The 13338-nt window shown below is 68.5% G+C and carries 7 protein-coding genes and 3 rRNA genes; all 10 read left to right on the plus strand.

The genetic code is table 11. From position 1 onward, the window contains the following. Window positions 1–98: 98 nt before the first annotated feature. The 10 genes from ID810_RS05325 (at window position 99) to steA (ending at window position 13311) form a co-directional block, all read left to right on the plus strand. Window positions 99–1656 (plus strand): 16S ribosomal RNA (locus ID810_RS05325). Window positions 1657–2074: 418 nt separating this feature from the next. Beyond that, window positions 2075–5285 (plus strand): 23S ribosomal RNA (locus tag ID810_RS05330). A gap of 180 nt (window positions 5286–5465) precedes the next feature. Next, window positions 5466–5582 (plus strand): 5S ribosomal RNA (gene rrf / locus ID810_RS05335). Together the 16S, 23S and 5S rRNA genes form the textbook arrangement of a ribosomal RNA operon. Window positions 5583–6377: 795 nt before the next feature. After that, the gene (locus ID810_RS12810; RefSeq protein WP_166858788.1) at window positions 6378–7178 is read left to right on the plus strand and encodes a tetratricopeptide repeat protein; all 801 of its coding nucleotides are present in this window, start codon (window positions 6378–6380) and stop codon (window positions 7176–7178) included. A gap of 4 nt (window positions 7179–7182) precedes the next feature. After that, a complete protein-coding gene (locus ID810_RS05345) occupies window positions 7183–8280 on the plus strand; it encodes an HAD-IIA family hydrolase (RefSeq protein WP_166858782.1) in 1098 nt (365 codons plus the stop codon). A 74-nt stretch (window positions 8281–8354) separates the two neighbouring features. Next, window positions 8355–8513, plus strand: coding sequence for a hypothetical protein (locus ID810_RS05350; RefSeq protein WP_235931746.1), 159 nt, complete (start codon window positions 8355–8357; stop codon window positions 8511–8513). A 1-nt stretch (window position 8514) separates the two neighbouring features. After that, window positions 8515–9381, plus strand: coding sequence for a TlyA family RNA methyltransferase (locus ID810_RS05355; protein WP_166858778.1), 867 nt, complete (start codon window positions 8515–8517; stop codon window positions 9379–9381). After that, window positions 9378–10283: an NAD kinase gene (locus ID810_RS05360; RefSeq protein WP_188232635.1), complete on the plus strand. Its 906-nt coding sequence runs from the start codon at window positions 9378–9380 to the stop codon at window positions 10281–10283. Before ID810_RS05355 ends, ID810_RS05360 begins: the two co-directional genes overlap by 4 nt. After that, window positions 10280–12091, plus strand: coding sequence for a DNA repair protein RecN (gene recN / locus ID810_RS05365; RefSeq protein WP_166858776.1), 1812 nt, complete (start codon window positions 10280–10282; stop codon window positions 12089–12091). Before ID810_RS05360 ends, recN begins: the two co-directional genes overlap by 4 nt. Then, on the plus strand, window positions 12088–13311 hold the full coding sequence (gene steA / locus ID810_RS05370; RefSeq protein ID WP_166858774.1) for a putative cytokinetic ring protein SteA: 1224 nt from the start codon (window positions 12088–12090) through the stop codon (window positions 13309–13311). The genes recN and steA overlap by 4 nt, the downstream gene beginning before the upstream one ends. The last annotated feature ends 27 nt before the right edge of the window (window positions 13312–13338 follow it).

Here is a 13338-nt window from a genome sequence, read left to right on the forward strand (position 1 = left end):
GGGTGTGGGTGTGGGCCTGGTGAGAGTTTTTTCTCTTGTTTTTGCCTGGGTGCGTGTGCGCGTGCTTGTTGCGTGTGTGCGTGTTTGGGTGTTTGTTTTGTTTGGAGAGTTTGATCCTGGCTCAGGACGAACGCTGGCGGCGTGCTTAACACATGCAAGTCGAACGGGCTGCCTGCGGGCTTTGTGTTTGTGGGTGGTGAGTGGCGAACGGGTGAGTAACACGTGAGTAACCTGCCCTCTTCTTCTGGATAACCTCATGAAAGTGGGGCTAATACGGGGTATTCTGGCCTGCTCGCATGGGTGGGTTGGGAAAGATTCTGGTCTTTTGGCTGGTTTTGGTGGGGGATGGGCTCGCGGCCTATCAGCTTGTTGGTGGGGTGATGGCCTACCAAGGCTTTGACGGGTAGCCGGCCTGAGAGGGTGGACGGCCACACTGGGACTGAGACACGGCCCAGACTCCTGCGGGAGGCAGCAGTGGGGAATATTGCACAATGGGCGCAAGCCTGATGCAGCGACGCCGCGTGAGGGATGGAGGCCTTCGGGTTGTGAACCTCTTTCGCCAGTGAAGCAGCCGCCTTCTTCTTGGGGGTGGTGACGGTAGCTGGGTTAAGAAGCGCCGGCTAACTACGTGCCAGCAGCCGCGGTAATACGTAGGGCGCGAGCGTTGTCCGGAATTATTGGGCGTAAAGGGCTTGTAGGCGGCTGGTCGCGTCTGTCGTGAAATCCTCTGGCTTAACTGGGGGCTTGCGGTGGGTACGGGCCGGCTTGAGTGCGGCAGGGGAGGCTGGAATTCCTGGTGTAGCGGTGGAATGCGCAGATATCAGGAGGAACACCGGTGGCGAAGGCGGGTCTCTGGGCCGTTACTGACGCTGAGGAGCGAGAGCGTGGGGAGCGAACAGGATTAGATACCCTGGTAGTCCACGCCGTAAACGTTGGGCACTAGGTGTGGGGGCTCTTTCCGGGGTCTCCGCGCCGTAGCTAACGCATTAAGTGCCCCGCCTGGGGAGTACGGCCGCAAGGCTAAAACTCAAAGGAATTGACGGGGGCCCGCACAAGCGGCGGAGCATGCGGATTAATTCGATGCGACGCGAAGAACCTTACCAAGGCTTGACATGTGGGCGGCCGGCGCGGAGACGTGCCCTCCCTTTTTTTGGGCGTCCTCACAGGTGGTGCATGGTTGTCGTCAGCTCGTGTCGTGAGATGTTGGGTTAAGTCCCGCAACGAGCGCAACCCTTGTCCCGTGTTGCCAGCACGTCGTGGTGGGGACTCGCGGGAGACTGCCGGGGTGAACTCGGAGGAAGGTGGGGATGACGTCAAATCATCATGCCCCTGATGTCTTGGGCTTCACGCATGCTACAATGGCCGGTACAGAGGGTTGCGATGCCGTGAGGCGGGGCGAATCCCTTAAAGCCGGTCTCAGTTCGGATCGGTGTCTGCAACTCGACACCGTGAAGCTGGAGTCGCTAGTAATCGCAGATCAGCAACGCTGCGGTGAATACGTTCTCGGGCCTTGTACACACCGCCCGTCACGTCATGAAAGTCGGCGACACCCGAAGCCCGTGGCCCTACGGGGAGCGGTCGAAGGTGGGGCTGGTGATTGGGACGAAGTCGTAACAAGGTAGCCGTACCGGAAGGTGCGGCTGGATCACCTCCTTTCTAAGGAGCTGTGGCCTGCTGGCTGGTGCTCGTGCTGCCGACCGGTGGTGCGGGGTGCTGGTCTGGTGGGTGCTGGAAGCGCTGTGTGCATGGAGGACCGGCTGCTGTGCCCGGGCCCTGTCGCCCTCCCTTTTTGCTTGGGGGGGGCCGGGGTGGGTGTGGTGGCCGCCCCGCGTGCGGCCCCCCGGTGTGGGGGGTTGTGGTGGGGGTGGCACGCTGTCGGGGTCTGGGGCAGTGCGCCCTGGTGGCCCGGGCCCTCCTGTGGCTGCTGGCCGGGTCCTCCCTTGTTGTTGCTTGGGGGGCTGGTTGGTGGTTTGGGGGGTTGTGGGTGGGTTGGTTGTGAACTGTATAGTGGACGCGAGCATCTTTGTTCTTTGTGGACGCGTGCCCGCTGCCTTGTGTGGTGGGTGCGTGTGTTTTGTTTGTTTTTTTGAGCGTTCGGTGGATGCCTTGGCATCAGGGGCCGATGAAGGACGTGGTGGCCTGCGATAAGCCTCGGGGAGCCGGCTGACGGGCTGTGATCCGAGGGTGTCCGAATGGGGGGACCCGGCACGAGTTATGTCGTGTCACCTGCGCCTGAATTTCATAGGGTGTGGGGGGTGACGCGGGGAAGTGAAACATCTTAGTACCCGTAGGAGAAGATATTCCGTGAGTAGTGGCGAGCGAAAGCGGAGGATGGTTAAACCGTGGTGGTGTGATCACCCGGCAGGGGTTGCCGCCGCGGGGTTGTGGGACGCGTGTCTCCAGTGCCTGCCGGTGCTGGGCGCAGTGAGAAACTGGTGTGGTAGCCGAACCCTCTGGGATGGGGGGCCGTAGTGGGTGAGAGCCCCGTAGGTGAAACCGTGCCGGCTGTGTGCGCGTGCTCCCGAGTAGCACGGGGCCCGTGGAATCCTGTGTGAATCTGCCAAGACCACTTGGCTGCCTGAATACCTCCTGGTGACCGATAGCGGATGAGTACCGTGAGGGAATGGTGAAAAGTACCCCGGGAGGGGAGTGAAACAGTACCTGAAACCGGGCGCTTGCAAGCCGTCAGAGCCCTTGCTGGCCTCCCTTTGCCGGGGGGTGGGGGGGGGTGATGGCGTGCCTATTGAAGAATGAGCCTGCGAGTTAGTGCCGTGTCGCGAGGTTAACCCGCCTGGGGGAGCCGTAGCGAGAGCGAGTCCGAACAGGGCGTTTGTAGTGGCGCGGTCTAGACCCGAAGCGGGGTGATCTACCCATGGCCAGGTTGAGGCGCGTGTAAGAGCGTGTGGAGGACCGGACCCACCTAGGTTGAAAACTGGGGGGATGAGCTGTGGGTAGGGGTGAAAGGCCAATCAAACTCCGTGATAGCTGGTTCTCCCCGAAATGCATTTAGGTGCAGCGTCCCGTGCTTCCCGCCGGAGGTAGAGCTACTGGGTGGCTGATGGGCCCCACAGGGTTACTGACGTCAGCCAAACTCCGAATGCCGGTCGGGTGGGAGCGGGGCAGTGAGACCGCGGGGGATAAGCTCCGTGGTCGAGAGGGAAACAGCCCAGACCGTCGGCTAAGGCCCCTAAGCGTGTGCTAAGTGGGAAAGGATGTGCGGCCGCGTGGACAACCAGGAGGTTGGCTTAGAAGCAGCCATCCTTGAAAGAGTGCGTAATAGCTCACTGGTCAAGTGGTCGTGCGCCGACAATGTAGCGGGGCTCAAGCGCACCGCCGAAGCCGCGGGCCTGCCACACGGTCCCCACGACCGGCCCCCCTCCTTGGGGGTGGTTGTCAGGGGTGGTGGGTGGTAGGGGAGCGTCCTGCACCGGGTGAAGCCCCGGGGTGACCCAGGGGTGGACGGTGCGGGAGTGAGAATGCAGGCATGAGTAGCGATACTAGGGTGGGAAGCCCTAGCGCCGAATGACCAAGGGTTCCAGGGCCAGGCTAGTCCGCCCTGGGTGAGTCGGGACCTAAGGCGAGGCCGACAGGCGTAGTCGATGGACGACGGGTTGATATTCCCGTACCGGCGAAGCACCGCCCATGCTGACGCGCGGGTGCTGACCCACGCCCCGGGTCCCACGTTATTGCTGCCACCGGGTCCGGCCTCGGCCGGCTGGTGGTGGTGGTGGGCCGGGGTCTGGGGACCCTCCGTGCAGGTAGGCAAGCGTGTTAACAGGGGTGACGCACAGTGGTAGCCTCCGCGGGCCTGATGGCTTGGCCCGTCCAAGCGCGCGGCCCGCCGCCCAGGCAAATCCGGGCGGCTGTCTTTGATGACGAGGGTGAGGCGTGATGGTGACCGGCACGGTTGTGCTGGGAAGCAGGGTGATCCTGGGGTGCCGAGAAAAGCCTCGACGCGATGGTGCCAGCCGCCCGTACCCTAAACCGACACAGGTGGTCGGGCAGAGCATGCCTAGGCGCACGAGAGAATCATGGTGAAGGAACTCGGCAAAATGCCCCCGTAACTTCGGGAGAAGGGGGGCCCGAGCCCTGAGGCCCCGCAGCGGGCTGGGGGTGAGGGCCGCAGAGACCAGGGGGGAGCGACTGTTTATCAAAAACACAGGTCCGTGCGAAGCCGCAAGGCGATGTATACGGACTGACGCCTGCCCGGTGCTGGAAGGTCAAGAGGAGCCGTCAACCCCCAGGGGTGAAGCGGCGAGTTCAAGCCCCAGTAAACGGCGGTGGTAACTATAACCATCCTAAGGTAGCGAAATTCCTTGTCGGGTAAGTTCCGACCTGCACGAATGGCGTAACGACTTCCCCGCTGTCTCCACCATGAGCTCGGCGAAATTGCACTACGAGTAAAGATGCTCGTTACGCGCAGAAGGACGGAAAGACCCCGGGACCTTTACTACAGCTTGGTATTGGCGCCCGCCACGGCTTGTGCAGGATAGGTGGGAGACCGCGAGACGGCCGCGCCAGCGGTCGTGGAGTCGTCGTTGAGATACCACTCTGGCCGTGGCGTGCGCCTGAACCTCGGCCCGTGAGCCGGGCCAGGGACAGTGCCTGGTGGGTAGTTTAACTGGGGCGGTTGCCTCCTAAAGAGTAACGGAGGCGCTCAAAGGTCCCCTCAGCCTGGTCGGCAACCAGGTGTCGAGTGCAAGTGCACAAGGGGGCTTGACTGCGAGACCGACAGGTCGGGCAGGTGCGAAAGCAGGAACTAGTGATCCGGCGATCCCGAGTGGGTGGGTCGTCGCTCAACGGATAAAAGGTACCCCGGGGATAACAGGCTGATCCTGCCCAAGAGTCCATATCGACGGCATGGTTTGGCACCTCGATGTCGGCTCGTCGCATCCTGGGGCTGGAGCAGGTCCCAAGGGTTGGGCTGTTCGCCCATTAAAGCGGTACGCGAGCTGGGTTCAGAACGTCGTGAGACAGTTCGGTCCCTATCCTCTGCGCGCGCAGGATACTTGAGAGGACCTGTCCCCAGTACGAGAGGACCGGGACGGACGAACCTCTGGTGTGCCAGTTGTCCCGCCCGGGGCACGGCTGGTTGGCCACGTTCGGCACGGGTAACCGCTGAAAGCATCTAAGCGGGAAACCACCCTCAAGACAAGGTATCCACAACCACCCCCCCCGGGGGTGGTTGGAAGGCCCCCAGCAGACCACTGGGTCGATAGGCCGGACGTGGAAGGCCCGCAAGGACCTGCAAGCCGACCGGTACTAACAGGCCGACACAAACAACACACACCCCCCAACACACTTCGAGAGGGGGGACCGCAACCAGGGCACCAGAGCCCGCGTCCACTGTACGGTCTCAGGACCAACCCACCCCACACACACCCACACACACCCTGCGCGCACCAGGAGGGGCAGCCCGGCGCCAGGCCGGCGCGCCAGGGTGCGGCACACAACCCCACACACGTCCCGGTGGTCACAGCGGGGGAGCCACGCCCGGCCCCATACCGAACCCGGAAGCTAAGACCCCCAGCGCCGATGGTACTGCACCCGCCAGGGTGCGGGAGAGCAGGACACCGCCGGACACACACCACACACGCCGCCCTGCCACCACCCCCCACACACCCAGGGGAACGGTGGCAGGGCGGCCCGCGCGACACACACCCACACAAGCCCCCGGACACACACCACCCAACACCCACCAACCCCCACCCCAGCCCCCGGCCCCACCAACCCCCGGCTCCCAAAAACACGACCATCTGCCCCACCTTCGAGCTGCCGCACCTTCGAGACCACACCAAGAAACTCCAGGCCACATGCACACACACCACGTGACCGGCCCCACCAACAGACGGCCTCACGAGGTCGCTACTCTGTTGCTAGACGCCTGTTGAGGGCACCACACACGTGAATGAGAGATGAGTATGGCTGACGACAGGGGACAGGGCTCCCGTCGACCGAGGCAGAACGGGAACGGAGACCGCCACGGTTTTACCCCCCGTCGTTCCAGCGACTCTGGACGGGGACGTTCCTACGGCAATGGTGAGCGTCGCTCCTACGGCGGCCGCGATGGTGGGCAGCGTCGCTCCTTCGGTGATGGCGAGCGCCGCTCCTACGGTGACCGCGATGGTGGGCAGCGTCGCTCCTTCGGTGATGGCGAGCGCCGCTCCTACGGCCGACGCGACGACCGCAAGGGTGGGCCGCGCGCAGGTCGCTTCAGCCGCGACGACCGCCGTGACTCCCGTCCTCCCCAGCGCCATCGCGTTCCCGAGCCCCGGATCCCCGACGACGTTGTTCCCCAGGACCTCGACCCCTCGGCACGGCGCGAGCTGCGCGCGCTCGGACGCGCCAACGCTGAGAACGTCGCCCGTCACCTTGTCATGGTGCAGCGACTGCTCGACACTGACCCTGAGCTCGCCTACCAGCACGCCCGTTACGCCGCCTCCCATGCGGGACGCATCGCCGTCGTCCGCGAGTCCGCCGGGATCGCGGCCTACCTCTCCGGCCACTACGTTGAGGCACTGCGCGACATCCGCGCTGCGCGTCGCCTCTCCGGTCTCGACCTTCACCGGGCCATCGAGGCCGACTGCGAGCGCGCCCTCGGCCACCTCGGCCGGGCCCTCAAGGCCGCAACAGAGGCAGACCCCCGTCAGCTCGACGACACCGAGGAAGCCGAGATCGCCATGGTCGTCTCGGGCGTCAGGCACGAGATGGGTGAGACTGAGCTCGGCCTCGTCGTCATCGAGGAAGCCATCATGATGTTCCGCGGAGACCGCGAGACTCTCCGCCGCCTCCACTCCGTGCGCGCCGACCGGCTCGAGGAGCTCGGGCGCGTCGAGGAGGCACGAGCGGTGCGCGAGCGCATCGGCAAGGGCCCCGAGGCCGAGCCGGAGGACGTGGCCGTCTACGACATCGAGGACGAGGCCGAGGACGAGGTCCCTGCCCAAATCCCGGAGTCTGAGGACACCGGGCAGGCCGACGCACCCTCAGACGAGGACGCCCCCGTCCTGAGCGAGCAGGTCTCCGACGACGAGGTCTCCGACGATGAGGACGAGAGCTGGACAGGCTCCTTCGCCGAGCGCGTCGAGGCCGAAATGGCCGAGCTGCTCGGCGAGGACGGCCCCGACGCCGAGGCTTCAGGCTCCCAGGCGCGCGCCGACCTCCCGCACGACGAGGACTGACCCGATGACCGGCGTGAAGTCCCCCAGCACCCCCAACGGACCGGCCGTCCTGCTGGGCTCCGCACAGCCCCTCGCGCAGGCCTACGACTGCGCCCTGCTCGACCTCGACGGCGTCTGCTTCGCGGGCGAGGCCGAGGTCCCCCACGCCGCCGACTCGGTCAACGGGGCACGCGCCGCAGGCATGCGGCTCACCTTCGTCACCAACAACGCCTCCCGCGCCCCGCAGACGGTCGTCGACAAGCTCGCACGCAACCGCATCCAGGCCAAGGCCACCGAGGTCTTCTCCGCCGCCATGGACGCCGCCGCACTCCTGCACGAGCACCTGGAGCCCGGCGCCAAGGTCCTCGTCGTCGGCGGTGAGGGCGTGCGCCAGGCACTGACCGACACGGGCTTCGTCGTCGTCGACTCCGCCACTGACGCGCCCGCCGCCGTCGTCCAGGGCTGGGACCCGGCCGTGGACTGGGCCATGCTCTCCGAAGGCTGCTACGCCATCATCGCCGGAGCGCTGCACGTCGCCACCAACACCGACGCGACCCTGCCCACCGAGCGCGGCTTCGCCCTGGGCAACGGCAGCCTCGTCAAGGCCGTCGCCAACGCCACCGGCAAGGACTACCTGGCCGCGGGCAAGCCCCACCCCGGCATCTACCAGCGTGCCCTCAGGCGCTCGGGCGGAACCCGGCCCCTCGCCGTCGGCGACCGCCTCAACACGGACCTCACCGGAGCCCGCGCCAGCGCCATCCCCGGCATGCACGTGCTCACCGGAGTCAGCTCCGCCCGCGACGTCATCCTCGCCGACCCCGCCGAGCGCCCCTCCTACGTCCACACCGACCTGCGCGGCCTTCTCGAGCCTCACCCGCAGCCCACCCGGGACGCCCAGGGCACCTGGCACTGCGCCTCCTCCACCGCCCGCGTGACCGAGGACGGCAGCCTCGAAGTCGACGGCACCCCCCTGACCGGTGCCAGCGCCGCCCTCGGTCTCGACGCCTACCGCGCCCTCATCAGCGCCGCCTGGGAGCACCAGGACACCGCCCGCGCCACAGGCTCCTCCGCCGTGATCACGGTCCCCGAGATCACCGTGACACACGAGGACGATCGGCCATGACACCCCCGACGTCGGACCCCCGACCGGCTCCACCTGCCGAAGCACCTCGTCCCGTCCCTGCCCCGCCACGTTCAGTGGACGCGCGGGCCACCGCCGCCCGGCTCGAGCAGGCGGGCGAGCGCCTGAAGCAGCGGCTCGCCGAGATCAGCGACCTGCCCCTTGAGGAGCGGGCCGTCGGCCTCGCCTCCGTCCACGAGGACCTCACCGCCGTCCTGCGCGGAGCGGAGGACTGACATGGCCAGGCTCATCCGCATCGACTCCGAGCTCGTGCGCCGCGGTCTGGCGCGCTCACGCACGCAGGCGGCGCAGATGGTCACCGACGGCCACGTCAGCCTCGACGGCGTTCTCGTCACCAAGCCCGCCCGGCAGGTCGACCCCGCCCAGGCCATTGAGGTCATCACCCCCACCGGTGACGACTACGTCTCACGCGGCGCCCACAAGCTCGCCGGCGCCCTCGACGCCCTGGACGCGCGCGGCATCGCCCCGCGCGTCGAAGGCCGCCGGTGCCTTGACGCCGGAGCCTCCACCGGCGGTTTCACCGACGTGCTCCTGCGCCGCGGCGCCGCCCACGTCGTCGCCGTCGACGTCGGCTACGGACAGCTCGCCTGGTCCCTGCAGTCGGACCCGCGCGTCACCGCCCTGGACCGCACCAACGTCCGCACCCTCGACCCGGCGGCCGTCGCGCCCGCGCCGGGGCTCGTCGTCGGCGATCTGTCCTTCATCTCCCTCACCCTCGTCCTGCCCGCCCTCGTGGCCGCCGCGGCCGACGACGCCGACCTGCTGCTCATGGTCAAGCCTCAGTTCGAGGTCGGCAAGGAGCGCTTGGGCCACGGGGGAGTGGTGCGCGACCCGGAGCTGCACGTCGAGACCGTCCTCGCTGTCGCGCAGGCCGCCCATGATCTCTCACTGGGTGTCGAGGCCGTCGTCGCCTCCCCGCTGCCCGGCCCCGCGGGCAACGTCGAGTACTTCATCTCCATGCACGCCGGGCGCCTCGACGGCGACCTCACCGGCGAGGCCCTCACAGCCGAGGTCCGCAGCGCCATGGAGCGGGGACCCGCCGGGGACGCCGTCCGCCGTTACCGCGACAGGAGGAACCCGTGAGCGCCACACCGACCCCGCGCCGCGTGCTCGTCCTTCAGCGCGAGCACAACGACCAGCCGGTGCCCGCCTCACGCCGCACCGGCTCCACCGCCCTGGTCGGAGAGCGGGTGCGCCGGGCTCTGCGCTCCCATGGCGTCCAGCCCGTCGCCCCCGGGGACGGCGGTGCCGACCTCGTCCTCGTCCTTGGCGGTGACGGCACGATCCTGCGCGCCTGCGAGATCGCCCGCGACCTCGACGTCCCCCTGGTCGGCATCAACACCGGGCACGTCGGCTTCCTGGCGGAGGCGGACCCCGACGCCGTCGAGCAGGTCGTCACAGACCTCGTCGCCGGCCGCTACACCGTCGACGAGCGCATGACCATTGAGGTCGAGGTTGAGACCCCCAACGGCACGGTCACCCGGGGCTGGGCACTCAACGAGGCCGCCCTGGAGAAGCGCGACCGCGCGCGCATGCTGGAGATCGCCGCCGGTGTCGACGGCCAGGCCGTCTCCTCCTTCGGCTGCGACGGCCTGCTCTTCGCCACCCCCACCGGCTCCACCGCCTACGCCTTCTCCGCCGGCGGCCCCGTCATCTGGCCCGAGGTCGAGGCCCTGCTGCTCGTGCCCATCGCCGCCCACGCCCTGTTCACCCGCCCCCTCGTCGTCGGGCCCCGCTCCTGCCTCGAGGTACGGGTGCGCGAGACCGGGCTGCAGCAGGCGGAGATCTGGTGCGACGGGCGCCGGATGCTGCCGGTGCCGCCCCACAGCGTCATCCGGGTGCGCCGCGGCGAGCGCAACGTGCGCCTGGCCAGGCTCAACGACGCCCCCTTCTCCGAGCGCCTCGTGCGCAAGTTCTCCCTGCCCGTTGCCGGCTGGCGCGAGACGACGGGCGCCGCCCCCACCAGCCAGGACGGCACCTCGTGATCGAGTCCCTGCACATCGAGGACCTCGGCGTCATCGAGCGGGCCGAGCTGCGTCTGAGCCCGGGCCTGACCGCCCTGACCGGCGAGACCGGCGCGGGCAAAACCATGGTGCTGACCTCCCTGGGGCTGCTGCTGGGCCAGCGGGCCGAGAACACCATCGTGCGCACGGGCACCGAGCGCGCCCTCGTCGAGGGCACCTTCGTCCTCGACCCGGACTCGCGCGCCGCCCAGCGTGCCCTCGACGCCGGCGCTGAGCTCGACGACGACCTCCTCATCGCCTCGCGCACCGTCCCCGCCGCCGGGCGCTCGCGCGCGCACCTCGGCGGGCGCTCCGTACCCTCCGGCGTCCTGACCGAGGTCGGGGCGCACCTGGTGAGCGTCCACGGCCAGTCCGACCAGCTGCGCCTGCGCTCCGCCTCCGCCCAGCGCGCCGCCCTCGACTCCCTCGGCGGCAGTGAGCACACCGCCCTGTGCCGGCGCTACGCCGAGGCCTACCGCACTCTCCAGCGCTGCGAGCGGGAGCTCGCCGACTGGCAGGCCGACGCCGAGGACCGGGCCGCTGAGGCCGCGCGCCTGCGCCAGTGGCTCGAGGCTGTCGAGGCGGTGGCCCCCCAGCCCGGGGAGGATGCCGCCCTCACCCTCGAGGCCGATCGCCTGGACCACGCCGAGGACCTGCGCCTGGCCGCCGGGTCTGCCCGCACCGCGCTGGCCGGCGACGAGGACCTTCCCGGGGAGGCCCCCGACGTCCTCGCCCTCATCGCCCACGCCGAGCGGGCCCTGGCCCCCGTCGCCGACGTCGACCCTGTGCTGGCCGAGCTGGCCGGGCGCACCCGGCAGCTGTCCGTCCTGGCCGCCGACACCGCCTCCGACCTGGGGGAGTACCTCGCCTCCCTCGACGCCGACCCGGCCCGCCTGGCCTGGGTCCAGGACCGTCGTGGTGAGCTCGCCCGGCTGATCAAGGAGGTTGGTGGCCCCGAGGAGCAGATCGACGACGTTGACGCCCTCCTCACCTTCTGTGAGCGTGCCGCCGAGCGCCTGGCACGGATCGACGGGCCCGCGGACACCTCCGCCGTGCTCACCGCCCGGCGTGACGCCGCCCGCGACGAGCTGGGTGGTCTTGCCCGCGAGCTGACGGCTGCCCGCACCGCGTTGGCCGGGCTCCTCGAGGAGGCGGTCACCGCCGAGCTCGAGGGCCTGCAGATGAAGGGGGCGCGCCTCATCGTTGCGCTTGAGGCCCTGGACGAGCCGGGCCCCACCGGCGCCGAGAGCGTCACCCTGCTCCTGGCCGCGCACCCCGGTGCTCCGGCCCTTCCACTGGGCAAGGGCGCCTCCGGCGGTGAGCTCAGCCGCATCATGCTCGCCCTTGAGGTGGTGCTCGCCGAGACCTCGCGCGCCACCCAGGACTCGCCCGGTCTCTCCGGCCGGTTCGGGCATCAGCGCACCCTCGTCTTCGACGAGATCGATGCCGGGGTCGGGGGACGTGCTGCGCGCGAGATCGGGCGCCGCCTGGCCCGTCTCGCCCGCAGCTACCAGGTGGTGGTCGTCACCCACCTGGCCCAGGTCGCCGCATGGGCCGATACCCAGCTCGTCGTCCACAAGGAGCAGACGGCCGAGGGGCGCGACGACGACGCATCCGGAGATGACCCCGTCATTACGGGCCCCACCCGCACTCGTGTCCTCGATGTGCACGGCGAGGACAGGGTGCGCGAGCTCGCCCGCATGCTCTCCGGGCACGAGGACTCCGACGCTGCCCTGCGCCACGCCGCTGAGCTGCTGGACGAGGCACGCGTGGCACAATCCCAGACGTGAGAAACCCGTTCCGCAGGCAGACGGCGTCAGATCCCGCGCGCCCCAGCGGCGTGGTCCGGGTGGACGCGCGCACCAAGAACCTGACCAAGAGGCTCCAGGCCGGTGACGTCGCCGTTATCGACCACACCGACCTCGACCGTGTCGCCGCCGAGGCCCTGGTCGAGGCCGGGCCCGCCGCCGTCCTCAACGCTGCGCCCTCCGTCTCCGGCCGCTACCCCAACCTCGGGCCCGGCATCGTCGTTGACGCAGGCATCCCCCTCGTTGACGACCTCGGCCCCGACGTCATGCGCCTGCGCGAGGGTCAGCGCGTCGTCATCGACCTCAACGACGGCGAGTCCCGCGGCACCGTCCGCCTGCGCGGCTCTGACGAGGTCCTGGCCCAGGGCACCGTCCAGACCGCCGAGAGCGTCGCCGACGCCATGGAGGCGGCCAAGGAGGGACTGGCCGTCCAGCTCGAGGCCTTCGCCGCCAACACCATGGAGTACATGCGCGGCGAGAGGGACCTGCTGCTCAACGGCGTCGGCATGCCGGACGTGCGCACCCCCATGAGCGGACGCCACGTCCTGGTCGTCGTGCGCGGCTACTCCTACAAGGAGGACCTGGCGGCCCTACGGCCTTACATCCGCGAGTACAAGCCCGTCATTATCGGCGTCGACGGCGGTGCGGACGCCGTCCTCGAGGCCGGCTTCACGCCCCACATGATCGTCGGCGACATGGACTCGGTCTCGGACAAGGCGCTGCGCTGCGGCGCCGAGGTCATCGTCCACGCCTACCGCGACGGACACGCCCCCGGGCTCACGCGCGTCGAGGAGCTGGGGGTGGAACACCTTGTCTTCGCCGCCACGGGCACGAGCGAGGACATCGCCATGCTCCTGGCCGACGCCGCCGGGGCCGAGCTCATCGTCGCCGTGGGCACGCATGCGACCCTGCTGGAGTTCCTGGACAAGGGACGCGCGGGCATGTCCTCCACCTTCCTCACCCGGCTCAAGGTCGGCGGGCGCCTCATCGACGCCAAGGGCGTTTCGCGTCTGTACCGCACCCGCATCTCCGGCTGGCAGCTGCTGCTGCTGGCACTGTCCGGGCTTATCGCCCTCTTCGTCGCCCTCTCCTTCACGCCGGCCGGCCAGACCTTCCTCGGCCTGTCCGGTGCGGTGTGGGACGAGCTCCTGACCTTCCTCCGCTCGCTGATCGGCTTGGCGCCGGACAGCCCCTCCGTTTGAGCAGACGCTGCACGTACCCGAGGACCA

Origin of the sequence: Actinomyces respiraculi, from assembly GCF_014595995.2 — a bacterium.
In the GTDB taxonomy this organism is placed as follows: Bacteria; Actinomycetota; Actinomycetes; order Actinomycetales; family Actinomycetaceae; genus Actinomyces; species Actinomyces respiraculi.

Excerpts from the sequence above, each read along its gene's own strand:
- ID810_RS05345 (WP_166858782.1), top strand. The coding sequence starts at position 7,183 with ATGACCGGCGTGAAGTCCCCCAGCACCCCCAACGGACCGGCCGTCCTG.
- ID810_RS05355 (WP_166858778.1), top strand. The coding sequence starts at position 8,515 with ATGGCCAGGCTCATCCGCATCGACTCCGAGCTCGTGCGCCGCGGTCTG.
- ID810_RS12810 (WP_166858788.1), top strand. The coding sequence starts at position 6,378 with ATGGTGCAGCGACTGCTCGACACTGACCCTGAGCTCGCCTACCAGCAC.